Here is a 24,659-nt window from a genome sequence, read left to right on the forward strand (position 1 = left end):
TTCGTGCAAAATGATCTCCCCGGTGGCGACAGGTTGCTGAGCCCGTTTGCCCCGTTCCAGAAATTCTGCCAGCGAAGTGAAAGTTTGCGGGTCGTGCCGCCGATAACGGTTGTAGGGTTTGCTGCCGCCACGGCTGGCGCCGCAAGCCGCGACCGGCGCGCGAGTGGCGCCGGCTGAGATAGCACCGACTCCTGTTGGAGCCCACCGTGAACATTTCGACTTCCAATCGCTCGGGACGGTTTCAGATGCTGGCCGGCGGCTTGCTGCTGCTGGCATGCGGCATGTCGACCGGCTGTCAGATCGACGTGGCGGGACAAACGCTGCCCAGCCCGTACCACCTGAGCGACGACGTGCAGTACTACGCTCCGGGCCCCGAGTTCAAGCTCGCCAACGAGGCGGCGGCCTTGGCCGAGCAACGGGCGCAGGAAATTAGCGAACCGCAGGGAGCCCCGACGCCGTAATGGGCGTTGGCGCGACGCGGCGAGCGTTCTGGCGGTGCACGGCCAATTGGCCGCGGGCGAAGGCCCGCGCGCCTGCCGCGAGCAGTCTGGCATCGATGGGGTTTCTCGAGCGAGTCGGCTCTTTCAAGATTCAGCTGTTGGTTGATTGTCGGGGCCATTAGTCGGGTTCAACGCCAGTCGCCGATGGTTGCGCACTCCCGCGCGGCCGTTGGCGACAACTCGGGGGGGTGGCGCCTAGCGTGGCAGGCGTCTGAGGGGTCGTAGCGCTGGCGACAGCGCGGCGCGCCTCAGACGTCTTTGCCCGCGGGGCCAAAACAGACGTCAGCCCACAGGGTGCAGGGTTCAGCAAAAAGCGAGCCGGGGGGGCATCCTCCCGGTACTGTCTTTCCACAAGACTTGAGCCCCTCGCCCCCAGCGTTCATGCTGAACGCATTCTCCGGTCCCCTCCCTGCCCCCGCGAATGGACCAAACGTTTGGCCTTCAACGATCCCAATCCCTCGCCTGATTGGCAGTCGGTCGCTGCGAAGATTCATGCGAGCGGCAAGCAACTCGTCATCGCCGTCACCGGCGGCGGCAGCGGGGCGATCAGCGCTCTCCTCCAAACGCCCGGAGCCTCGCGAACCATTCTGGAAGCGATTGTCCCCTACTCGCTGGCGGCGCTGACCGACTGGATCGGGGCGAAGCCCGAGCAGGCCTGCAGCGCGGCGACGGCGCGGGCGATGGCGATGGCGGCGTTCATGCGCGCGCGTGAGCTGGCTCCTGACGCGGCGCCGCAGACCTGGCTCGGCGTCGGCGCCACGGCGAGTTTGGCGACGGATCGACCGAAGCGAGGCGAACGGCGCGTGCACGCGGCATTTCAAACCTACGATAGGACGTTCGAGGCGCAGCACTCGTTAGATGATTCGCCTCCTGAGCGGAGATCGGACGAACTGATTGCCGCGGCAAGTGTTCTCGCCATCGTGCTAAAGGGATGTGGCCTGACAGACGCGGCGGCGTTGGCGTCGGCGCCAGGACACGGCGTGCTGGCGGCGGATCAGGACACGGATCTGCTGCTGGGCCGCAGTCGCCTGAATGTTCGCGGTCCGGGCAGGGGGTGGGACTACTTAGATGACAAGGCGGCGTCGTCAATTCGCGTCTTGTTTCCCGGCGCCTTCAATCCGCCGCATGCGGGGCACTTACGCATGGCGGAGGCCGCGGAAAAGCGATTGCGGCATCCTGTCGCGTGGGAATTATCGATTGAGAACGTCGACAAGCCGCCGCTTGACCTCATCTCGATGGATGAACGATTCGAATGGTTGCGAACGCTGGACGACGATCGCTGGATCGCGCTGACGCGCGCGCCGACGTTTCGCGAGAAGGCGGAGCTCTTCCCAGGCGCCACGTTCGTCGTCGGCATCGACACGCTGGTGCGAATTGCCGACGCCAAATACTACAGTGGGGACTGCTCGCGTCGCGACGCGGCGATTGCCGAGATCGCCGCGCGGGGCTGCCGCTTCCTGGTGTTCGGCCGGGTGATCGACGGCAAGTTCACCGTGCTGAGCGACCTGACGCTGCCGCCGGCCCTGACGGCGATTTGCGATGAGGTTCCGGCGAGTGAGTTTCGCGAGGACGTCTCGTCGACGGAACTGCGTATGGGCGCTGATCACCGATCCTGAGCCAGTGGCTTCCATGGCGTCCCTTCAGCTCGCTTGGCGAGCATCCGCAGAATGGGCGTTGCGGGGGTGGCGAGCCGGGGGGCCGGGCCAGCGGCACTTGGGTGACGGGGGATCGGCGGGCCGTTAGAATTCAGGTCTCGTTTCGAAGGCCACTCACCCCTGGCGACTTAGCCCGGAGTTCTTATGCGCTACGCTCTCGCCCTGCTCTGCTCGATCAGTTGGCTCGCTACGGCCCATGCGGCCGATAACTGGCCGCAGTGGCGGGGGCCGAATGCCAAGGGGATCGCCCCGGCGGGGAATTTCCCCGTGGAGTTCTCCGGCGACGAAGGGGTGGCCTGGAAGGTTGCCGTGCCGGGGTTCGGGACCTCGTCGCCGGTGGTCTGGGGAGACGCGATCTTCCTCACCGCCAGCGAGGACAAGCAGGATACCGTGCTGGCTTACGGCCTCGACGGCCAGCAGCGGTGGAAGCGGACGCTAGGCCCGGGCGAAGGTGGGCAGCACAAGATGGGGAGCGGCGCGAATCCTTCGCCTGTGACCGACGGCAAGCATGTCGTCACATACTTCAAGAGCGGCCGGGTGGCGTGTCATGACTTTGCGGGCAATGAGCTATGGCAGACGAACCTGCAGGAGCGGTACGGCGAGAACACGTTGTGGTGGGATCTGGGGACGTCGCCGATTCTGGCCGGCGGCAACGTGGTGATCGCCGTGATGCAGGCAGGCGATTCGTATCTGGCGGCGCTCGACCCGGCGACGGGCGACGAGGTCTGGAAGGTGAAGCGGCAGTATCAGCGGCCGGACGAATCGGACCAAGCCTACACGACGCCGCAGGTGGCGAACATCGGCGGCCGCGAAGTGATCGTCACTTGGGGGGCCGACCATCTGACCGGTCATGACGCGAAGACGGGGGAATTGATCTGGGAGAGCGCAGGCTTCAACCCGAACGAAGAGGGAATGTGGCGGGTGATTGCCTCCCATGCGATGAACGACGAGATCGCCGTCGTACCGTTCGGCCGCGGCAAATTCTTGGCTGGCGTGAAGCTAGGCGGCCAGGGCGACGTCACCGAGTCGGGCCGCTTGTGGGAAGAGCAAATCGAAGGACCCGATGTGCCGACGCCCATTGTGGCGGGCGACAAGTGCTACATTCTCACGGACGGGGGCAAGCTCGATTGCCGTGATCTGCAGACCGGTAAGGAGCTCTGGAGCGGCACGCTGCCGAAAGGCCGCGACAAGTATTTTGCTTCGCCGGTGCTGGCGGGGGATAAGCTCTACTGCTTGCGCGAGGATGGCGTGTCGTTCGTGGTCGATGTGAGCGACGGTTTCAAACTGCTGACCAAGAGCGGTAACGAGCTGGGCGAGCGAGCGATCGCGACGCCCGTGCCGGTGCGCGATCACCTGTTGATTCGCGGCGTCGAGCACTTGTTCTGCTTCGGGGCGGGCGACGACGGGCCCGCGGCGGCGAAGTGATCACTCTTGAAATGCTTCGCGGATAACGATTTAACCACCGAGAACACAGAGAGCACAGAGAACAGCGAAGGGAGATGATCCACGGGTCGTCTTTTCCGTGGCCTCTATGTTCTCCGTGGTCAATGCGCATCGAGAGCGCAGTTGAATAAGCTTCGGAGCCGGGGGCTGAACGCGCGATCGCGCTCACTTCGCCAGCGGGAAGTCGAAGCGGTTTTCGCCGTCGGCTTTGACCGTGATGGTCAGTGGCGACGAGTCGGTCGTCGCGTACTGGGGCGGCAGGACGTTTTGCGGCGGCTTGGTCAACGTCGTCTGGCCGGGGGCCAGTTCGAGCTTCGTGACGGCGACCTTGTACTCGCCAGGGGGAAGCCCCTGCTTGGACGTCTTGCCCATGTCGAGCTCGATTTTAACGTCGAACGTGCCGTCGGGACGGGTCGTGGCCTGGGCGCCGGCGATGCCGAGATCAGGCGACGCGGGCGTGAACTGCAGGATGGCGCCTTCGACCGGCGCGCCGGCCAGGGTGACGACGCCGGTGACGGGATAGGTGGCGGGGCCGCTGGTTCCCGAACCGCAACCGATGGCGGCGAGCAAGGCAACGCAGCAAGCGAATCGTGAGGTCATGAGGGCTCCGGCCTAGTTAACGGTTCGACGGCGGTCGCCGAGCAATTCGATTCGCGTCGCGGTCGCCGCTCAGAAGGTTTCGGTGACGTTTTCCGAATCGGAGCGGGCGCCGAGGCGTTGATAGTTCGTGTAGTCGATCGACTCGTTCAGGAAGTGGACCGAGCCGTCGCAGAAGACGAAGTTGGCGCCGCCGGCGTGGCGGGACTTGAAGCCGTGGGCGGTATTGAAGTCGTTGTCCCAGCGTTTGCACACCTGTGATACGCCAACCGCCTCTGGATCGGTCTCGTAGTTGATTGGCGCGGTCGTTGCGAACCAGAGACCCTCCGAGAGGGTCCAGCCATGAATCCAATTGAACGCGGAGGTGGAAGGTCGAATCTCGCCCATCATGATGGTGTTCGAGGTTCCGTCTTCGATTTCCTTCAGGGCCGCAGCCCATGCACTACGGCTGAAAACGCCGCTGACGGTCGCTGGATCCGGACAGTCGCCGCGTTGATTGCTAGAATTGCCGCACGTGTCGGGCTTCGAAGTTGTGTTGAACCAGTCGTCGCCAGGATACACCGAGTTGACTCCATAGGCGTTGCCTGTGTAGCCAACGACGTTCTTGACGTTGCATCCCCCCCAGCCCATCAACTGGGCGCCCATGGAGCCGCAGTAGCTCGTCGTCGCTTTGGGCCCCGGCCGGTTTTGAGCGAGCGAGTCCCACTGGTTTGGAAATCCGCGTTTTGATTCCACGACGCCCGTTTTCTCATCGGACGGACAGGTCAGAATCGCTAGCGGAAGTTGATAGAGCCTGACGCCCTGCACCAATTGCTCACCGGGAACGACCGGCGCGTCCGGCTTCAGATTGAGCTGCCCGTAAAGTCCCGCCGCTTCGAGGTAGGGCGAAACCATCACGAGATGCGACGCCAAGTCGCGGCGCTGGACGCCGTTCTTCCCCTTGTAGATGTATTGTTCGTTCTGCGCAAATCGCTTCTTCGCCGACTCATGGTTGAGCATCCCCAGCCCGAGCTGCCTGAGATTATTCGTACACTGGCTGCGGCGGGCAGCCTCGCGCGCGGCCTGCACGGCCGGCAGCAAGAGGGCCACCAGCACGCCAATGATGGCGATCACCACTAGCAGTTCGACGAGGGTGAAGCCGCGGGCCCGCCGCGATGGGCGGCTGCGGCTGAAGGAACTTGGATTGCTAACGGACGACGCGACCATCGCCGGCACTCCTGGAGAAGGCTGGAGGTTGTGAATTATGCTTGCGTCAGTGCGAGCCAGTGGAACAGCGCGGCCGATCGGGCGCTGGGTCATGACAAGGTCCCCCCAAGTATATCGGCGACGGGCCGAAAGACCAAACGCCTTATGCCGGTCTCCGGGAGGCCCGCTTCCCGGCGGCGAATGACGGATTGCAAGCCGCGAAGCACCGATTGTAAACCGTCGAAGGCACCCCGTGGTACAACTCACGCTGAATTCGCGTCATGGTGCGACGTCATGTCCACTCGATGCTGGCGCGCGGGTGCTTGGTCGCCGGCAGGTCGGTCGTGTGAAATGCAGGCGTTACGAGGGATAGCGGTACGATGCGAACTGTGGTGATTACCGGCGCCGGCTCAGGCATCGGCCGCGCCATTGCCGTGCGGCAAGGAGCGGCAGGCGATCGAGTCGTGGTGCTGGAGCGAGACCTGGCCGCCGGCGAGGAAACGGTCGCCGCGGTACGCGCCGCCGAAGGGGTTGCCGACGCGATGCAATGCGACGTCGGCGATGCGGATTCGGTCGCGGCCGCGTTCGCGCGACTGGAACGCGTCGACGCACTGGTGAACAACGCGGGCATCGCCCACGTCGGCAATGTCGAGAAAACGTCGCCGGAGGATTTCGACCGGCTGTTTCGCGTGAACGTGCGCGGCGTCTATCACTGCCTGCACGCCGCGATCCCGCGCATGAGGTTTCAGGGGGGCGGCGTCGTCCTCAATATGGCATCGATCGCCGCGAAGTTAGGAATTCGCGATCGTTTCGCGTACTCGATGACCAAGGGCGCCGTCCTGTCGATGACGTTGTCGGTGGCTCGCGACTACGTCGCCGAGAACATTCGGTGCAATTGCATCTGCCCGGCGCGAGTCCACACGCCGTTCGTGGACGGCTACATTGCGAAGAACTATCCGGAGGCGGAGCGGCGGCAGGTGTTCGAAACCCTCTCGGCATACCAGCCGATCGGCCGTATGGGGCGCCCCGAAGAGATCGCCGCGCTCGCGCATTTTCTTCTCTCCGAGGAGGCGGCATTCATCACCGGCGTCTCGTACGACATCGACGGCGGGGTCACCCAGTTGCGTTGACCGGCGCATACTTCACGCCAGCGACAGGTCCGATGCACTTTGCGAATCCTGAATTTCGGCGACGTCTCAAATCACAAACGCTGCTCGGGAAGCGTGCTATCAAGAAGGCGAGAATTTCACCATGCGAATTTCAACCTCCACGCCGTGCGCCGCGCTGATCTTAATGGCAGCGGTCGTCGCCTCAGCGTCGGCCGCAGGGGCCGATGAACTGCTCCGCGCTTGCATTCCGCGGGCGACGGCAGCGCCGAAGATCGATGGCAAGCTCGACGAGCCAGCGTATCAGCAAGCGCTCTGTACGCCGGTCGAATACTTCCACCGGGACGTTGCCAATCGCGCGGCGCAGTTTTACTACCTGTGGGACGACGAGGCTTTCTACGTTGGGTTGCGCACGCTTGACGCGGCCGCCTACTCGCCCGAAACGCCGCTCTGGGAAGGGGACGCGGTGGAATGGTACTTCGATGTTCGCCGCGGCGATGGTTTTCTCAGTCGCAACTGGCCCAAGGCGCGCCAGCCGGGCGCGGTCCATTGCTTTTTTACGCCGATGACCTTGGGAGTCGTGGCGCCGCGCTTTACGGTGCGTCCGGGCTACGACGAATCAATTCCGCGCGCGGGGGTCGAAGTCGCCGCCCAGCGAACGGCGTTGGGGCTGGAAGTCGAGTTCAAATTGCCGTGGAAGAACTTTCCCGACTTCAAGCCGGGGGCCGGCGAGGTGATCGGGCTGGACGCCGAACTATCGTACAGCGACGGCGGGCAGCGCTCGTACCGGTCGTTTGTGTTTGGCAGCCCGCTCTCGGTGCAGCAGCCGGCGAATTTGGCCCGGGTGAAGTTGGTGGAGAAGTTCGATCGCGACTGCTGGGAGATCAGCGGCCCCGTGATGATGCCGATGCGAGTTGACGTCCCTTGGTCGCAGGCAGGCGAGCCGCAGGTGGTGGGTCAAATGGCGCTGCCGCCGGGCGGCGCGACGCCGCCGGGGCGAATTGTCTTTCAGGTTCAGGATCTGACCGGAAAAGTGCTGGGAGAATTCGAGGCCCAGGAGACTCGCGAACTAGCGACCAGCGGGAACTTTGCGGTACGAGAAGCCAGCTGGCCCGCTTCGATCGCGGCGCCGGGCCGCTTCCAAGTCGAAGCGATCGTTTACGATGCCGCCGGCAGGGAACTCACCCGCGTGGCGCCCCGCATGGTCAGCGTGAATATGGAACCTGGCTACTAGGGGACAGGCGCGCAAATCGCCGGCGCATGCGTCGGCGCGGGGGGTGCTTCGGGTATAATGGACGGTCTCTTCCCGCGGCGTCTTCGTGCGCCGATGACTTCTTCCGATGGGCACGATGTTCCTACTCGATATGCATTGGCGACGTCTGGTTAGCGGTTTGTTGGCGTGCGTGGGGACGGCGCTGGCGGGCGACCTCCGGGCCGTGGCGGCGGACGCGGCAAGCTCGGCTCAGGCCCCCGTCCGCTTTGGGCGCGACATCAGGCCGATTTTGTCGCACAACTGCTTCCTCTGCCATGGGCAGGATGAGAAGCGTCGCGGGGCCGGTTTGCGACTCGACGAACGAGAGCAAGCGCTCGCGGAACTGGAATCCGGCTTGCACGCCATCGTGCCCGGCAAGCCCGAGGAGAGCGAGTTGGTCGCGCGGATCACGGCGGAGGACGATAGCCTCCGGATGCCGCCGCCCGAATCGCACAAGACCCTCACTGCCGAACAGATTGAACTGGTGCGGCGCTGGATCGCCGAAGGCGCCGAGTACGAGCCCCACTGGTCGTTCATCCCGCCGCAGCAGGTCGATCCGCCGGCGGACGCCGCCGCGAGCGTAAATCCGATCGACGCCTTCGTGCGTGCGCGGCTGGCGCGAGACGGCCTGTCGATGGCCCCCGCGGCAGATCGCCGCACCCTGATCCGGCGGGTGACGCTCGATCTCACGGGCCTGCCGCCGACGCTAGACGAGATCGAGGCGTTCCTCGCCGATGAGCGGCCCGACGCCTATGAACGAGTGGTGGACCGTCTGCTCGCCTCGCCCCGCTATGGCGAACGCATGGCGCTCGATTGGCTCGACGCCGCCCGGTACGCCGATACGCACGGCTACCACATCGATTCGCAGCGCGACATGTGGGCTTGGCGCGACTGGGTGATCAAGGCCTTCAACGAGAACATGCCGTTCGATCAATTCACCGTCTGGCAGTTGGCTGGCGATCTGCTGCCGGAGGCCACGACGGAACATATGATCGCCTCGGGATTCAATCGCAATCACCCTGTGAATTTCGAAGGAGGCGCGATCCCCGAAGAGTACCACGTCGAGTACGTCGTGGACCGCGCCACGACCACGGCCACGGTGTGGCTAGGGCTGACCGTCGGCTGCGCTCGCTGCCACGACCACAAGTACGATCCGATCACGCAGAAGGAGTTCTTTCAATTCTTCGCCTTCTTCAACAACGTTGATGAGGAAGGCCTCGACGGCTACCGCGGCAATGCCAAGCCGATGCTGGAACTTCCGAGCGACGCCCAGCGATCGCGACGCGAGAAGTTGAATCGAGAGGTCGCCGAGATTGAACAACAACTCAAGGAACGCGAGGCGGCCGCAGACCAGGCGCAGGCGGCGTGGGAGGCGATCTGGCGGGACCGACAGACGAGCGCGAAGGTGCGCCCCGGGGAGTGGTTTCTGTTCGGGCCGGTGTCGCTCGACACGCCGGCGCTCGCCCGGGCCGAGTCCTTTGGGGTCTCCTCGCCAGTCAATCTAGAGACCACGTTCGCCAACCAGGATGGTTCGTTCCGTTGGCTGCCAGGGCCGCAATTCGTCGACGGCAATGAAGCGTCGCTGTCGGGCGATGCGGCAGCGGCGTATCTTACGCGGCAAATTGGCTCGTCGGAGGATACGATCGTCCGCGCGCGGCTCGGTACGAGCGACGGCGTCCAGGTGTGGCTCAACGGCGAGTTGATCTGGGACCGTGAGGAACAAGCAACATTTTCTCCGGATCAACGAGAGCTAGAGCTGCACCTGCGCGAAGGATCGAACGAACTGCTGATTAAGCTTGTCAACTATGCTTGGGAGTGGCAGTTCGAGTTCGCGCTCGATCCGCGGCTCGAAGCGTCGGCGCCCGCGAATGTCGTCGCGCTGCTGGAAATCGCCCCGGAGCAACGGACGGAAGAACAAGCGGCCGCGCTGCGGCATTATTTCCGCGAAAACCATTTTGCCGACGACCAGTATCGCGACCTGACCAGGGGGTTGGGGCAGAAGCGAGCCGAACTCGCGGAGCTCAAGGCGAAGATTCCTTCCACGATGGTGATGCGCGAGCGCGAGGAACTGCGCAAGACGTTTCTGCTCGCGCGCGGCCAGTATACGAACCCGACGGAGGAGCTATCGCCCGGCACGCCGCGGGCGCTGCCTCCGCTGCCGGCCGGCGAGCCTGCCAATCGATTGACGCTTGCGCGCTGGCTGACGGCTCCGGGGCATCCGCTCACGGCGCGCGTGACGGTCAACCGGCTGTGGCAAGCGCTGTTTGGAACGGGCCTCGTCAAGACGGCCGAAGACTTCGGCCTGCAAGGGGCCGCGCCGGCGAACGCGGATCTGCTCGATTGGCTTGCGGTAGAATTCGTCGACAGCGGCTGGGACGTGAAGCAAATGCTCCGCCTGATGGTCACCAGCGACGCGTATCGGCAATCCTCGGCGTCGTCGCCGGAGTTGTTCGCGCGCGATCCTGACAATCAGCTGCTGGCGCACGGGCCCCGTTTTCGGATGCCGGCGGAATTTATTCGCGATCTTGCACTGGCCGCGAGCGGCACGCTGGATGCGCGCATCGGGGGCGCCAGCGTCAAGCCGTACCAGCCGGGCGATCTCTGGGGCGAGTTGGCGCACCAGAAAACAAACTACAAATTCACGGCGCAGTTGTTTGAGCAGGATCATGGCGCCGACCTGTATCGCCGCAGCATGTACACGTTCTGGAAGCGTTCGGTGCCGCCGGTGAATCTGGTCGCTCTCGACGCGCCGAGCCGCGAGACGTGCACGGTTCGCCGTGAACGGACCAACACGCCGCTGCAAGCGCTCGTGCTGCTGAATGATCCGACGTTCGTTGAGGCCGCACGCCATCTGGCGGAGCGCATGATGGCCGCTGGTCAAGGAGACCCGTCCGCGGCGATTGCCCGTGGCTTCGAACTTGTCACTGCCCGCCGGCCGACGGAGCAGGAGGCGGCGATCCTCGCGGCCGAGTATGAAAGGCAACTCGCCTCGTTCGCGGCTGACGCTGGCGCCGCCGACGCGCTGCTGGCGATCGGCGAGTCGCCGCGCGACCAGTCGCTAGACGCCGTCTCGCACGCCGCGTGGACGAATGTGGCGCTGGTGATCTTGAATCTCGACGAGGCGATCACCCGAAACTAGCTTCCTGGCATTGCCAGGTCGGAAATATTGAACAGAGCACACGACTATGGATTCTTCGCGACTTTCGATCGGCGCTGAGCAGGCCCAACGGCAAATGACGCGGCGTTATCTGCTAGGCCGCACGGCCGGCTATCTAGGGGCAGCGGCGTTTGCGTCGCTCGGTGGCCGCGGCGCCCGGGCGGCGCTCAGCAGCAGTCCGCCGGCGCAGGGATTGGGGCTGGGCGGCTTGCCTCATTTTCCACCGACCGCCAAGCGCGTCATTTACCTGTTTCAATCGGGCGGGCCGTCGCACGTCGACTTGTTCGACTACCATCCGCGGCTTCGAGAGCTTCACGGCACGGAACTGCCCGATTCGATTCGCCAGGGTCAGCGGATCACTGGCATGACGAGCGGTCAGTCGAATTTTCCGGTCGTGGCGCCGATGTTCAAATTCGCCCGCCATGGCCAGGTCGGCACATGGGTCAGCGAACTGCTGCCGCACACAGCGAAAATCGTCGATGAGCTGACGATCGTCAAGTCGCTCCACACCGAGGCAATCAATCACGATCCGGCCATCACGTTTATCAACACGGGTACGCAGCAACTCGGCAAGCCGAGCATGGGCGCCTGGTTGAGTTACGGTCTCGGGTGCGAAACGCAGAATCTGCCCGCGTACGTGGTGATGGTTTCCAAGGCCAACCGCCCCAATATGCAGCCGCTGTTCGCGCGGCTATGGGGAAGCGGATTTCTGCCGTCGAGCCACCAAGGGGTGCGGTTTCGCGCGGGCAAGGATCCGGTCCTTTACCTCAGCAATCCGCCCGGCGTGTCGCCTGACCGGCGACGTAGCATGCTCGACTCGCTGGCGGCGCTCAACGAGATTCAGTTTCAGCAATCGCAAGATCCCGAAACCGAGACTCGCATCCAGCAGTACGAGATGGCGTATCGCATGCAGACGTCGGTTCCGGAACTGATGGACCTTTCCGATGAGTCGGACCAGACGTTCAAGCTTTACGGTGAGTCGGCGCGTCGGCCGGGGACGTTTGCCGCCAACTGCCTGCTTGCCCGGCGGCTGGCGGAGCGCGGCGTGCGGTTCATTCAACTCTTCCATCGCGATTGGGATCAGCACTTCCGCTTGCCGCGCGACATTGCCGAGCAATGCCGCGACACCGATCAGGCGAGCGCCGGACTGGTCATGGACCTGAAGGAACGGGGGCTGCTGGACGACACCCTAGTGATCTGGGGAGGCGAGTTCGGTCGCACGATCTATTCGCAGGGCGCCCTGACGGCGACTGATCATGGCCGCGATCACCATGGTCGGTGCTTCAGCGCGTGGATGGCGGGGGGCGGCGTGCGCGCCGGCTACGAGCATGGCGAGACGGACGACTATTGCTACAACATCGTCCGCGATCCGGTCCACATCAACGATCTGAATGCGACGATCCTGCACACGATGGGCATCGATCACGAGCGCTTCACCTTCCCGTACCAGGGGCTCGACCAGCGTTTGACCGGCGTTGAAGGGGCGCGCGTCGAGCCGCGACTCCTGCGATGATCCGTTTGCGTCTTCTCGCCGTCGCGGTTGCGCTCGCCTTGGCAACGACGTCGCCAGGGCGCGCCCAACTGTTTCAGATCAAAGTCGTCGATTCCCAAACCGGTCGCGGCGTGCCGCTCGTGGAATTGCAACCTACCGGCGGGCCAAAACTGATCACCGACAGCAACGGCATCGTCGCTCTCGACGATCCGGCGCTACTGAACAAGAACGTCCCGTTCGGGTTTCAGAGCTACGGCTACTCGCAGTGGGGACAGACGTTTCAGACCACCGCCGGCGGCAGCGTCCAGATCGCGCTCGATCGCCGTAACCTTGCCGAGCGGCTCTACCGCGTGACCGGCCCGGGGATCTACGCCGACAGCATTGAGGCGGGAATTCCGGCGCCGATCGCCCACCCGCTCCACAACGCCAACGTGAAGGGGCAGGACTCGGTCCAGACCGCGGTGTACAAGAATCAAATCTACTGGTTTTGGGGCGATACGCTCTACGAAGTCGGCTTCGGCAATTTCCGCACGTCGGGCGCGCGCTCGCCGTTGCCTGGCCAAGGGGGGCTCGACCCTTCGGTCGGCGTCGACCTGAACTACTTCGTGAATTCCAGCGGTTCCGCGCGGCAGATGATGCCGCTGTCCGATCCCGGCCCCGTCTGGATCGACGGCCTGTTCACCGTCAAAGACAACGACGGCGTTGAGCGGATGCTCACCCACTACTCCCGGATGAACTCTGATCCGGCCCATGCGTTTGAAGTCCTTGAGCATGGGCTGGCGCTTTACGGCGACTTGACTGATTCGTTCTCGCGGCATCGCATTTATGCGGCAGGCGCCCCGATCACGCCGAAGGGGCACGCCTTCCGCCAGACGGTCGACGGCCAGGAATACATCTACTTCGCCGAAGATTATCCCAACGTTCGCGTGAAGGCCGACTGGAACAGCGTCACCGACGTTTCGCAGTGGGAGGCTTATACCCCACTGCAGGCGAACACCCGCTTCAACGCCACGGCGCCGCCGCTGGAAACCGACGCTGCCGGAAACATCGTCTTCGGCTGGAAGAAAAACGCGGATCCGCTATCGGCCGACATGGTCAGCAAACTTGTGCAGCAGGGATTCATCGAGCGCGACGATTCGCCGTTCCGGTTGGAGGATCACGCAACGGGGCGACCGATCCAGCTCCATCGGGCGTCGGTCCACTGGAATGAATATCGCCAGAACTATGTGATGATCGGCACGGAATCGTTTGGCGACAGCTTTTTGGGCGAAGTCTGGTTCTCGGAGGCGCCGACGCCGGAAGGCCCCTGGGCCGATGCGATCAAAGTCGTCACGCACGATCGGGGCGCTAGCGGCGACTACACGTTTTACAATCCGACGTCGCATCCATTCTTTGATCAGGAGGGAGGACGCTTCATTTACTTCGAGGGGACTTACGCCAACACCTTCTCCGGCAACAATTCGCCAACGCCGGTCTACGACTACAACCAGATGATGTACCGACTTGATCTCGCGACGGTTCCGGCGCTCACGCGACTGGGCGGCGATTTCGACGACGACGGCGACGTCGACGGATCCGACTTGCTCGTGTGGCAACAATCGCTCGGAACAACCGTCGCCTCCGGGACAGGCGCCGACGCCGATGGCAATGGATGGGTTGAGTCATTCGACTTAGCGCCCTGGAAGCGGCGATTCGGACGCGCCGTGGCCGGCGGCAGTCCGCCCGCAGCTGTGCCAGAGCCCGCCGCCGCCATGCTCGCGACGATTGCCATCATCGCGCGGTGTGCGATTGCCCTACGGAGCCGGGGACTGAAGTCGTGTCACTTGTCCGCGAGCACGAACTGGACGTTGGGGTTGCCGCTCTCGGTTTCGTAGCCGAGCTCCGTCGCCGTGTTGTAGCGGGACGGCAGCGCGATCTTCGGATGGGTGATGCGGACTTTGAACGTGCCGTAGTGCAACGCCTTGAGCCGGTGGAGGTGCTCCGGCAGGAACTCGGTTGGAATTGCCATGGCGGCCACTCCGGCGGCGTCGGTCACGCCGCGGGCCGCTTGAATCTCGCCGCCGAGATAGGCTTCGGGTTCGAAGACGACCTCGGCGTCGGCGAGCGGCCGGCCTTGGTAGATCACGGCGCAATTGAGCTGCGTCGCGCCAGGATTGTGCTTGAACAATTCGCCCAGCCGCGCGGCGATCTCGGCCTGTTCGACCGACCCGCTCTGATCAACGTCATACGCCGCCAGCTTCGCGAGCATCGCCGGGCAGTTCGCCAGTTCGTCGGGCCCAAGGGCGCCGTCGCCGTTGGCGTCGTACGTTTTGATCGCTGCTGCGGCGGCGGTCGCGGGATCAACCTCAGGGACTTCGACCGCGCTCGGGCCGCCGGCACAGCCTAGGGCCGTCAGCAAGCACATTCGGGCAGGGATGCGGAATCGCTTCGCAGGCGTCGTCATCGCGTCTAGCAGGTCAATTCAGGGATGAAAGCAGGCGAGTCGTTGCACGGCCATTCAGTTGGAAATCGTCTGTCCGTCGAATCGGCTGGCGTACCGGCGATGAGTCTGTTCGTCGAGGTCGTATGACAGGGCGCGCACGGATCCGTCGCAGAATACCGCATGCCACGCTCCTGGGTGGGCGCTGCCGAAGCCTTGATAACTAAAGAATCCAGGCGTGTCGGGCAGCGGCGGCCACGCCTTGGTCGCGAAGCGGTGGGTGTCCCAATCGAAGCCCTGAAAATAGCCGTGGTTGTCGCCCCCGTCTGCCGTGCCGTCGGTCTCGTATTCGTTGGCGTTCATGTATTTTTCGCCGACTAGGTAGGTGTTGCTGACGCCGTCGGGGATCTGCCGCAACTCGATCTCGGAGCCCGAGAAGTTGACGCCGCTTTGCGCCGTGAACGGGGGATACTGCCCGGCCGGGTCCGCTCCGTACGGCTTGAGTCCCACGACGATCCAGGAGAGGAGTCGCGCGTCGTTGTCGCTGGGCCACTTGTCGTCTTGCGTCGTCTCCGGCGTATCGAGTCCTTCCAACTGATGCGTACAGCCCTTCACATTATCGCCGGCGTTGGCCGCATAGTCGCCGCGGGCGACCCTGGTCATCATGTCGGAGTTCAGCGGCTTCCACGCAGCGGGCGATCCGAACGCCAAGGCCTGTGCCGCTCGACGCGATGGGCAATTGAACGTTTCGACCGGCGTCGTCTGGAGTTTCACCGCGTTGGCCTTCTGCTGCGCGGTGATGGCCAGCTTGTTGCCGTCGCCCGGAATGTTGTAGAGGCTTTGCTGCTCGATATAGGGCAGAATCTGGTACATCCACCCGCCGGGTTGCGTCCGTCCGATTCCCATCTCCACGTCGCCCACATGCCAAGGACTCCAGCCGGAACTCGGTAGGAACTTGTGCGTGCTCTCGTGATTCAGGAATCCCAGCCCAATCTGCTTTAGGTTGTTCGTGCACTGGCTCCGCCGGGCCGACTCCCGCGCCGCCTGCACCGCCGGCAGCAACAAGGCCACGAGCACGCCGATGATGGCGATCACCACGAGGAGTTCCACCAGCGTAAATCCGCTGAATCTTGACCGACGTCGATGCCGCCTCATGGACCGCCTCAAGGTAAGATAAGATGGCACGGGGCCAGTGATGAGCGAGGCGGGCCCGAAGTCGACCTCGCCATTGATTTGTCATTCTAATCAGATTTGCAGTTTTCGATCAGAGCTGCCAATCGTCGGCTCCAACGAGGGGAAGACCTCAGTGACGGCGTTACCCACGTTCGACATTGCCGCATCTGGATTTTCCGTTCGTGCCGCCACGGCGACCGACGCCAAGGCTTGTCGCATGTTGTTGCCGACGCTGGGCGTCGACGCCCGCTGGCTCGTGGCGATCGACCGCCGCCACCAGCTCGCGATCGGCGCCGCGGCCATCACCGCCGCCTGCCGGCCGTGGCCAGTCCCGGGACCAGGAGTCATGATTCATGTGATTGCTCCCTGTCGGCGTCAGGGCGTCGGCGCCAAGCTCTGCGCCGCCGCCGCGGCAGCGGCCCGCGCGCAAGGATTTGGGGCGATCTACGCGGCGCAGAAGTCGCTCCTCGAGGGCGAGGAAGTGCTCGGCTGGGAGCGGCTCGGATTCACGCCGTGCGAAACGATTGAAGAGCATCAACTGCCGCTCGATCAATTCGAGCCGCGATTGCAGCCGCTGATGGACCGGTTCCGCCGACAGGGCCGCATTCCTGCCGACGCGAGAATCGTCCCCCTTTACGCGGCAGATCGCGAGCAGGTATTGCAGCTTCATCTCGAGCATTTGGGCGGCGATCGAGAATCCCTCCTCGCGAAGCTCGCGGGCCGCGGACCTGGCGCGTTCCATCCGCGGTATTCGCGCGTGCTGCTCGTGGGCGACCGGACCGTCGGTTGCATCCTCGCGCATCGCGGCTCGCCGACGGTCGCGGTCGTCGACGCCGACATCGTCGTTCCGGAGTTTCGCGGCGGTTGGGCCAATCTGTGGCTCAAGCTGGAGGCGACGCAAGGGGCCCTTTCGTTGGGGATCACGCACTTTCACTTCAAGACGTTCGATCACTACGCCGATACGCGGAGCTTCACGGCCAAGTTAGGGGGTGCGGTCGTCAAGAAATTTGTACTCATGCATCGCCGGCTCGCTTGATGCGCATCGACCTCAAAAAGCAACGCAAATTCAGTTTTTGCGCCCCGCATGACGACGCGCGATGACGGCTCTACCGAGCTGACGGTATTCTCCCGCGGCAGCGAAATCGCCTTGCTCAGCGGCGAGTCGTGCCAGGAGGCGATATGGCGCCGCCAAGTTCGGACCGAGCGTCGCCGCCGCCCGCAGCGCCGCCGTCGCCTCGAACGGCCGCTGCATTTGGACGAGCGCCATACCGAGCCAGTAGTGCGCCGTCGCCAGGCGCGGTTCCTGTTCAATCGCTCGCAGCGCTGCATCGACCGCCGCGGCAACGTCGCCCCGACGGAATGCCATCGCCGCCATTCCGACCCACGCCGCTCCCTGCGGCCCAGCTGCCGCGCTCGCGCGGCGGTACGCTTCCTCCGCGGCGATTAAGTTTCCGCGGCGAAGTTCGACCTCGCCGATCAGCGCATCGGCCGCTGGCAAGGGTGATTGCAGGCGCGAGGCGTACTCGGCGTGATCGCGCGCCGCAGCCAGCGATCGCCGCCGCAGCGCCAATCGCGCCCGCAGTAGCGCCAATTCTGCATGCTCCACGCCGCGGCATTCCAACCAGCGCAACTGTTCCTCGGCCGCCCCCCACTGCCCCGTCCGAAAATACGCCCGGGCCAACAAGTGGTGCGGGGCCGGCCAATCCGAAGGTGCGTCGAGCATCGGTTCCAGCACAGCGATCGCTTCGGTCGGCGCGTCTCGTTTGAGCAACTCTTCCGCCGAATGGAGCGTCGCCTGCTGCGACCGAGCAACGGACGCTTCGCGCGCCGCCACATCCAACGGGTCTTCGTAGCCCAGCGCGATCAGATGTCGCACCGACGCCAACTCAGCGGCAACGCCGGACAGGTCTTTAGGCATGCGATCTCGATTGCAACGGCCCGCATCTAGGTCCGGCGACGCCAACGTCGAACCGCAAACCGACTCACGAGCAGCAGCCCGCCCAATCCCCCGAGCAAGGCGGAGCTCGGCTCCGGGACCGCGGCCGTTGCGACCTGAGCCGCCACGGTCGCCGAGCCGAAGCCGCCCTTCCAGAGCGTCAGGTCAGGGCCGTCGACGACGCCGTTGCCGTTGCCGTCGGCTCCGCTGAACGCGGTGACCGAGTTGCCGAAGGTTCGCTGCCACAACAGAAAGTCGGCGCCGTCGATCTTGCCGTCATCGTTGTAGTCAGCGCTGGGCGCCACCGGGCCCGTGTCGCCGGCCATGATTTCGACGTCGGGCTCGGTTTCGTATCCCCAGCCGACGACGGCGCCGGTCGCATCGGCCTCGTTGTCGATGCGAATGCCGATCCAACCATAGTTGTTCAGGTTGGCGTTGTTCAGGTCCATCTTCAAGCCGAGGTAGCGCACCGCGCCATTGAGTCCGAGAAAGTTCGGTCCATCCGAAGGGACTGTTACTTTCTCGGGTGGAAGGCCGCCCAAGACCTGGTCAATCTGCGTGGCGTCCTCGTCGATCAGCCGGTTCGCCCGAATCGTCGTGCCGCCGCCCAAAAAGTTATCGCCTTCTTGGAAATCGAACGTCAGCGACGGACCGATCATCGTCCCCTGCGTCAGCGCCGCCGGATAGGAGCCAGCAGGGCCGTTAATCGCGTACGCTGAGACGCCTCCGTCGTTCGCCGCCCCGACTCCCGTGGGGAAAGTTGCAAAGCCGTCGATCGGTAGTGGATTCGTTTCGCTGTTAACGTCGTTCTTGTCGATTTGCAGGTAATCGAGATTGCTGCCGTTGAGGTTGTAGCGATCGTGATCGATCTGAAAGTCGATCTGCCCATCCCCGTTGAAGTCGACGCCGACTTCTCCATTGATGCCGAACGGCTGCACCGCCGTGCTGCCCACGACGGCGCCCTGCGCGTCGCCGCTCAGCAGCGCGACGCCGCCAGCCGCCGCTAGGTACGCCGCCAGTCGGGCCTCCCGGCCTGTCGGCAGCTGCGTCTCCTTCAACTCAGTCGCTTGATCGTTCATAGCCTGCCTACATCCATTCAATGAAAATGTGTACGGCCGCAGGGCCGCTCATTAGTGAGATGACGTTACTTGCTTCTCAGCCGTCGCCGAGCCGCGGCGCCAACGAGGGCGATCCCGCCCGCCAGGGCCAGTAGGGCCGAGCTCGGCTCAGGCACGGCGCCCGCTTTGATCGGCACGTTCGGCGTCGATTCGTACGCATAGCCGACGACGGCGCCCGTGGCGTCGGCCTGACTGTCGATGCGGACGCCGACCCAGCCGTAATTGAATTGAGTCGAGCCATTGAGCTTCATGCGCAGCCCGATGTAATCGACCTCCCCGGCAACGCTGCCGAAGTTCGGACCATTGCTCGGCACTTGGACCTGGGCCGCCGTCCGACCGCCCAGAATCTGGTCGATCTGTGTCGCGTCTTCGTCCATCAAGCGATTGGCGCGAATCGCCTTCCCAGTACCGTTGAAGTTGTTGCCTTCCTGGAAGTCGAAGAACGAAGCCGGGCCGACGACGTCGTTCAGATTGAGGGCCGACGGATAGGAGCCGAGAGCTTGCGCCACGTAGCTCGCGGCGCCTTGATCGTTGGCGATCGTCGCGCCGATGGGGAAAGTTTCGGTCCCGGTCGGAAATACTAGCGGGTTGGCGGCGCCGTTGACGTCGTTCTTGTCGATCTGCAGATAATCCAGCACGCTGCCGTTGGCGTCGACGCGGTCGTGATCAACCTGGAAGTCGACTTGCCCGTCGTTGTTGAAGTCGATGTTGACTTCTTGATTGACGCCAAACGGTTGCACGGTCGTATTGGCCACGACGGCTGCTTCGGCGTCAGCGGCGAGTGCAACGCCTCCCCCAATGGCGGCCAGGTAAGCGGCCAAGCGCCCTTCGATGGGTAGGCCGGCGGCGCGCAGCGAGGAGTCTTGACGTTGGTTTGCATTCATGAGCTGTGTCCTCTCGGTGTGTCGATCGCGCAGCGGAGCGGGCAGCGCCGTGCACGGTGCCGCCGCTTAGATCGCGGGTGAAATTCGCAATCCGACTCAGGCAATGAGAAAAGAAAAAACCGCCCTGCGGTCGTTCGAAGAACGAATGGCTTGCCCGCACTCGGAGAAAAGGGTGGCCCGCCGCCGCAACTTAGACAGAATGTCCGCGGCGTAGGCAAAAGTCAAACTGTTTGCGGCTTTCACGCCGCGAGAAACGATTATCGACAAGACTCTGCGACGAATCTTAACCAGCCGCCGGAGGCCTTGATCGCGGCTAGCTAGGGTGCGATCGTCAGTTCGCGCAGGCGGTCGTCGCGAATCACCGCAAGCTCCAGTGGCGCACCGGCGGGTGCGATCGAGACGATTCTGGTGAGGTCGTCCACCGTCGTCGTGACCCGCCCCGCGGCGGCAACGATGACGTCGCCGACCGCCAGTCCCGCCCGTCCCGCCGGTCCGCTCGGGTCGACATTCACCACTTCGATGGCCTCGTCAGCTAGCAGGTCGAGTTCGCGCACCAAGGTTCGCGGCAAGCCGACGGTCGTCCCGGTGATCCCCAGCCAGCGGCGACGGACTTCACCATGAGCCAGCAGCTCGCCGACCACCCAGTGGGCGGTGTTCGACGGCACGGAGAAGCCGAGCCCCTGTGCCATGGCGATGATCGCCGTGTTGACGCCAACCACTCGGCCGCGGCTGTCGACGAGCGGACCGCCGGAGTTACCGGGGTTCAGCGGCGCCGTGTGCTGGATGACATTCTCGATCAATCGGCCACCGACGCCGCGCATCGCGCGGCCGGTGGCGCTCACGACGCCGGTCGACACGGTCGACCGAAAGCCGAGCGGGTTGCCCATGGCAATGACCAGCTGGCCGACGCGCAGGCTGTCGCTGTCGCCGAGTTCCGCAAACGGCAGGTCGCGTGCAGCGAGTCGGACCAAGGCGAGATCGGTGAGCGGATCGTCGCCGACGAGTTCCGCGTCGAGCCGGTCGCCCTCTTCGGTCACCGCGGTTAGTTTCGTCCGCCCGTTGGCGACGTGACTATTGGTGAGCGCGTAGCCGTCGGGAGTCAGGAGCACCCCCGAACCGCTCCCGCCGCGCGAATCGCCTCGGGGCCCCTCGATGCAGAGCACGGTCGGACCGAGCCCCTCGACGACGCCGATGACGGCCCGCGAGTAAGCGTCGAGCAGGTCGGGGTCGCTCGCGGCCCCCGCGTCCCGCTCGGGACGCGCCGGCTGCGGGCGATCGGCCGAGGGGGAATCGCCGGCGGCGAACTGCCAATTAGGGGAGTCTGAGCGGGCCATGGGTGGGCGTCCTATGGAGTGTACGGAGGTTTACTGACGAATTGTACGAGGCAGTCAACCCCCGAATGCGACAATCGACTGACAAGGGCGACCCGGCGTGACGAGGAAGAGGAACCGGTTGCCGCATGAAGAAGTGGAGATATGGGAGCTAGGCGCTAGCTGTCTTTCACGCCCATTCCCCATGCTGCAATCCCATTGACGACCGTTCCGGCGGCTCGTTGTCGCCGCGACTGAATTGCGGCCGCGCCGGGTCACCCGTATACTGGCTGGCTTGCTCGAATCCCCTTGATTGACGGTAGTTGCGGCGATTTCTCCCCAGCGGGCGTGCGATGGCTGACACCACTCATTTCCTCACTGCGACGGCGGCCCGGCGGCCTCTGCTGGGCGGGGTCGACGTCGGCGGAACCAATATCAAGATTGGGATCGTCGACGATGGAGGTAGACCCGTTGCCTACCGGTCGATTCCAACCCACGAGGAGCGCGGCCCGGCCGACGCTGCGGAGCGGATCGGAGCCGCTGTCCGCTCGTTGGTCGATGAGTCGGGACTTCACTTGGGCGATATCGCCCGCGTGGGACTCGCCACCCCGGGGCCGATGGATCTGAAGGCCGGCCTGCTCCTCTGCCCCGGGAATCTGCCCCACTGGCACAATACGCCGATCCGTGATCTGGTCGGCCGCGCCTGCGGCTATCCGGTGACCTACGTCAACGACGCCAATGCCGCAGCCTACGGCGAGTATTGGGCCGGCGCTGGTCGCGAGTATCGCAGCATGGTGCTGTTCACGATGGGGACCGGCATCGGCGGCGGCATCATCGTCGAAGAGATGCTGATCGAGGGCGTCCATAGCTGCGGCGGCGAGTTGGGGCACATCATCATCGATTGCCATCCCGACGCCCCGCTCAACACGCTCGGCATTCGCGGCACGCTCGAGGGCTACTGCGGCGCCTACTCGCTGATTCGGCGGGCCGAGGAAGCGCTCGCCAACGGCGGGCCAAGCGCGCTGCGACCCCGCATGGAGCGGGGCGAGGAACTAACGCCGAAAATGATCGCCGAGGAAGGCGAACGCGGCGATCAGCTCTGCCTCGACCTGATCATGGAGACGGCTCGGTACATGGCGATCGGGGTCGTCACGGCCGTCCACTCGATCGACCCGGAAAGCGTGGTGATCGGCGGGGCGATGACCTTCGGCGGCGACGGCAATCCGCTGGGAGAACGATTCATGGCCAAGATTCGCGAAGAGGCGACCTCCCGGATGATCCACAGCCTGCGGGGTAATATTCACATCGACTTTGCCCACCTCGGCGGCGACGCCGGCTACATCGGGGCCGCCGGCTGGGCGCGCCGCGAGTACCTCCTCGCCGCGACGGCGAGGTAAGAAGGTAAATGACGAATGGCGAAATCTGCATGACGAATGAAGCGCTCATCGCGCCTTCGTTTCCCATTCGTCATTCTGGTTTCGTCATTCAATCGTAATCGCTCCGGCGGCTCGTTGAGCCGCGGCTACTAAAATCGACGTCAAATGACAGCTCCCCAGTTCATTCGCAATTTCTCGATCGTCGCCCACATCGACCACGGCAAGAGTACCCTCGCCGATCGGTTGATGGAGATCACCGGCGCGGTGAGCAAGCGCGAGGCGAAGGAGCAGATGCTCGATGACATGGCGATCGAACGACAGCGCGGCATCACAATCAAAGCCCGCGCCGTCACCATGCACTACACCTACAAGGGCCAGAAGTACGAACTCAACCTGATCGACACGCCGGGGCACGTCGACTTCCACTACGAAGTTTCGCGCTCGCTCGCCTGCTGCGAAGGCGCCGTGCTGTTGGTCGACGCCTTCCAGGGGGTCGAGGCCCAGACGGTCGCCAACGCCTTCGCGGCGATGGAGCACGATCTGGTCATCGTCCCGGCGATGAACAAGATTGATCTCAATCACGCGCGGCCCGACCAGGTGCGCGAGGAAATGGTGCAGACGCTGGGGCTCGATCCCGACGAAGTGTTGGGCTGCAGCGGCAAGACGGGCCTCGGTTGCGAGGGAATCTTGCAGGCGGTGATCGAGCGAATTCCCGCGCCGAGCGGCGATCCGAAGGCGACCCTGCAGGCGATGGTCTTCGACGCCCATTACGACGAATTCCGCGGCGCCATCACCTACGTGCGCATCATGAACGGCACGGTCAAAAAAGGCCAGAAGATCAAGTTCATCCAGCAAGGAACGACGCACGAAGTGGTCGAACTCGGCCATTTCGCCCCGCAGCGCAAAGCCGCCAACCAGCTGAGCGCGGGCCAGGTCGGCTACCTCGTCTGCAACATCAAGTCGCTCGGCAACATTCAGATCGGCGATACGGTCACTGTTCCCGGCGACCATCCGGCCGAAGCGCTCCCGGGCTACGAAGAGCCGAAACGGATGGTCTTCTGCGGGCTTTATCCTTCGGACGGCCAGGACTTCAAGCAACTGCGCGAAGCGCTCGACAAGCTGCAGATCAACGACCCCAGCTTCGACTTCGAACCAGAAACGAGCGACGCCCTCGGCTTCGGGTTCCGGTGCGGTTTCCTCGGCCTGTTGCACATGGAGATTGTGCAGCAACGGCTCGAAGAGGAAGCCGACATCGACCTGGTGCAGACGGCGCCGAACGTTACGTACGAGATCCTCACGAAGAGCGGCGAGACGCTGGAGGTCCACACGCCGCAGCGCGTGCCCGATCACGGCGAGATTGAGGAATTCCGCCAGCCGATCGTGCGGGTCAACTTCATTCTGCCGACGGACTACATCGGCGGCATCATGAAGATCTGCGCCGATCGCCGCGGAACCTATGTGCGAACCGAGTACCTGTCGCCGACGCGCGCGATGCTGGTGTATGACCTCGCGCTGGCAGACGTGATTTATGACATGCACGATCGGCTAAAGAGTACCACTCGCGGCTACGGCACCATGGACTACGAGATCCTCGGCTACCGCGCCGACGATTTGGTGCGCATGGACATCCTGGTGAAGGGCGAACGGATCGATGCCCTCAGCATTGTTTGCAACCGTGGCGACGCTGACGTCCGCGGCCGGGCGATCATCAAGAAGCTTAAGGAGGAGATTCCACGCCATATGTTCGAGGTCTCGCTGCAAGCCGCCATTGGCACGCGGATTGTCGCTCGTGAGAACATCTCCGCCATGCGGAAGAACGTCACCGCCAAGTGCTACGGCGGCGACATCAGCCGCAAGCGCAAGCTGTGGGAAAAGCAAAAGGAAGGCAAGAAGCGGATGAAGTCGATCGGCATGGTCGACATCCCGCAAAAGGCGTTCCTCGCGGTGCTCGAAACTGGCGAGGAAGCGGGGCAGAAGAAATAGGATCTACCACCACGACACAACGGACACGACGAAGAACTAAGTCCTTGTTATTCCGTCGTGCACTTTGTGTCGT

19 protein-coding genes are annotated in these 24,659 nt (G+C 64.0%); 11 read left to right on the top strand and 8 right to left on the bottom strand.

The features are described from left to right. Nucleotides 1–206: 206 nt before the first annotated feature. The 3 genes from I41_RS03125 to I41_RS03135 all read left to right on the top strand — a co-directional run bounded on the left by I41_RS03125 (nucleotide 207) and on the right by I41_RS03135 (nucleotide 3,580). A complete protein-coding gene (locus I41_RS03125; RefSeq protein ID WP_246133794.1) occupies nucleotides 207–461 on the top strand; it encodes a hypothetical protein in 255 nt (84 codons plus the stop codon). A 473-nt stretch (nucleotides 462–934) separates the two neighbouring features. Continuing rightward, nucleotides 935–2,116, top strand: coding sequence for a nucleotidyl transferase family protein (locus tag I41_RS03130; RefSeq protein WP_145430807.1), 1,182 nt, complete (start codon nucleotides 935–937; stop codon nucleotides 2,114–2,116). Nucleotides 2,117–2,299: 183 nt separating this feature from the next. Further along, on the top strand, nucleotides 2,300–3,580 hold the full coding sequence (locus I41_RS03135; RefSeq protein WP_145430809.1) for an outer membrane protein assembly factor BamB family protein: 1,281 nt from the start codon (nucleotides 2,300–2,302) through the stop codon (nucleotides 3,578–3,580). Between the two features lie 183 nt (nucleotides 3,581–3,763). On the opposite strand, the gene I41_RS03140 is transcribed toward I41_RS03135, so the two are convergent. Beyond that, on the bottom strand, nucleotides 3,764–4,198 hold the full coding sequence (locus tag I41_RS03140; RefSeq protein ID WP_145430811.1) for a carboxypeptidase-like regulatory domain-containing protein: 435 nt from the start codon (nucleotides 4,196–4,198) through the stop codon (nucleotides 3,764–3,766). A gap of 69 nt (nucleotides 4,199–4,267) precedes the next feature. Continuing rightward, nucleotides 4,268–5,401 (bottom strand): DUF1559 domain-containing protein, encoded by a 1,134-nt coding sequence (locus tag I41_RS03145; RefSeq protein ID WP_168206641.1) that lies wholly within the window; start codon nucleotides 5,399–5,401, stop codon nucleotides 4,268–4,270. A gap of 359 nt (nucleotides 5,402–5,760) precedes the next feature. Here I41_RS03145 and I41_RS03150 point away from each other — a divergent pair, with 359 nt between their 5' ends. The 5 genes from I41_RS03150 (at nucleotide 5,761) to I41_RS03170 (ending at nucleotide 14,261) form a co-directional block, all read left to right on the top strand. Further along, nucleotides 5,761–6,510: an SDR family NAD(P)-dependent oxidoreductase gene (locus tag I41_RS03150; protein ID WP_145430815.1), complete on the top strand. Its 750-nt coding sequence runs from the start codon at nucleotides 5,761–5,763 to the stop codon at nucleotides 6,508–6,510. Between the two features lie 121 nt (nucleotides 6,511–6,631). Next, nucleotides 6,632–7,720 (top strand): sugar-binding protein, encoded by a 1,089-nt coding sequence (locus I41_RS03155; RefSeq protein WP_145430817.1) that lies wholly within the window; start codon nucleotides 6,632–6,634, stop codon nucleotides 7,718–7,720. Nucleotides 7,721–7,835: 115 nt separating this feature from the next. Beyond that, nucleotides 7,836–10,877 carry a PSD1 and planctomycete cytochrome C domain-containing protein gene (locus I41_RS26985; RefSeq protein WP_210421101.1) on the top strand — a complete coding sequence of 1,014 codons (3,042 nt, stop codon included), beginning with the start codon at nucleotides 7,836–7,838 and terminating at the stop codon, nucleotides 10,875–10,877. A 46-nt stretch (nucleotides 10,878–10,923) separates the two neighbouring features. Beyond that, on the top strand, nucleotides 10,924–12,408 hold the full coding sequence (locus tag I41_RS03165) for a DUF1501 domain-containing protein (protein ID WP_145430819.1): 1,485 nt from the start codon (nucleotides 10,924–10,926) through the stop codon (nucleotides 12,406–12,408). Then, nucleotides 12,405–14,261, top strand: coding sequence for a dockerin type I domain-containing protein (locus tag I41_RS03170; protein WP_145430821.1), 1,857 nt, complete (start codon nucleotides 12,405–12,407; stop codon nucleotides 14,259–14,261). Before I41_RS03165 ends, I41_RS03170 begins: the two co-directional genes overlap by 4 nt. On the opposite strand, the gene I41_RS03175 is transcribed toward I41_RS03170, so the two are convergent. Continuing rightward, nucleotides 14,207–14,830: a hypothetical protein gene (locus tag I41_RS03175; protein ID WP_145430823.1), complete on the bottom strand. Its 624-nt coding sequence runs from the start codon at nucleotides 14,828–14,830 to the stop codon at nucleotides 14,207–14,209. The genes I41_RS03170 and I41_RS03175 overlap by 55 nt on opposite strands. A 54-nt stretch (nucleotides 14,831–14,884) precedes the next feature. Next, nucleotides 14,885–15,916: a DUF1559 family PulG-like putative transporter gene (locus I41_RS03180; protein ID WP_168206643.1), complete on the bottom strand. Its 1,032-nt coding sequence runs from the start codon at nucleotides 15,914–15,916 to the stop codon at nucleotides 14,885–14,887. 196 nt (nucleotides 15,917–16,112) lie between these two features. On the opposite strand from I41_RS03180, the gene I41_RS03185 reads away from it, so the two are divergent. Then, on the top strand, nucleotides 16,113–17,015 hold the full coding sequence (locus I41_RS03185; RefSeq protein ID WP_145430826.1) for a hypothetical protein: 903 nt from the start codon (nucleotides 16,113–16,115) through the stop codon (nucleotides 17,013–17,015). A gap of 30 nt (nucleotides 17,016–17,045) precedes the next feature. Here the strand turns inward: I41_RS03185 and I41_RS03190 are convergent, their stop codons facing one another. The 4 genes from I41_RS03190 to I41_RS03205 all read right to left on the bottom strand — a co-directional run bounded on the left by I41_RS03190 (nucleotide 17,046) and on the right by I41_RS03205 (nucleotide 21,251). Further along, a complete protein-coding gene (locus I41_RS03190) occupies nucleotides 17,046–17,897 on the bottom strand; it encodes a tetratricopeptide repeat protein (RefSeq protein WP_145430829.1) in 852 nt (283 codons plus the stop codon). Between the two features lie 26 nt (nucleotides 17,898–17,923). Further along, nucleotides 17,924–18,994, bottom strand: coding sequence for a hypothetical protein (locus I41_RS03195; protein WP_145430831.1), 1,071 nt, complete (start codon nucleotides 18,992–18,994; stop codon nucleotides 17,924–17,926). Between the two features lie 65 nt (nucleotides 18,995–19,059). Further along, nucleotides 19,060–19,917, bottom strand: a complete 858-nt coding sequence (locus I41_RS03200; protein WP_145430832.1) for a PEP-CTERM sorting domain-containing protein — start codon at nucleotides 19,915–19,917, stop codon at nucleotides 19,060–19,062. A 317-nt stretch (nucleotides 19,918–20,234) separates the two neighbouring features. Beyond that, complete coding sequence (locus tag I41_RS03205) at nucleotides 20,235–21,251, bottom strand: S1C family serine protease (protein WP_145430834.1); 1,017 nt, start codon at nucleotides 21,249–21,251, stop codon at nucleotides 20,235–20,237. A gap of 329 nt (nucleotides 21,252–21,580) precedes the next feature. On the opposite strand from I41_RS03205, the gene I41_RS03210 reads away from it, so the two are divergent. Together I41_RS03210 and lepA are read left to right on the top strand one after the other, a co-directional pair. After that, nucleotides 21,581–22,624 carry an ROK family protein gene (locus I41_RS03210; protein WP_145430836.1) on the top strand — a complete coding sequence of 348 codons (1,044 nt, stop codon included), beginning with the start codon at nucleotides 21,581–21,583 and terminating at the stop codon, nucleotides 22,622–22,624. A 144-nt stretch (nucleotides 22,625–22,768) separates the two neighbouring features. Continuing rightward, complete coding sequence (gene lepA / locus I41_RS03215; RefSeq protein WP_145430838.1) at nucleotides 22,769–24,586, top strand: translation elongation factor 4; 1,818 nt, start codon at nucleotides 22,769–22,771, stop codon at nucleotides 24,584–24,586. Nucleotides 24,587–24,659 lie beyond the last annotated feature (73 nt).

The organism is Lacipirellula limnantheis (assembly GCF_007746075.1).
Classification (GTDB): domain Bacteria; phylum Planctomycetota; class Planctomycetia; order Pirellulales; family Lacipirellulaceae; genus Lacipirellula; species Lacipirellula limnantheis.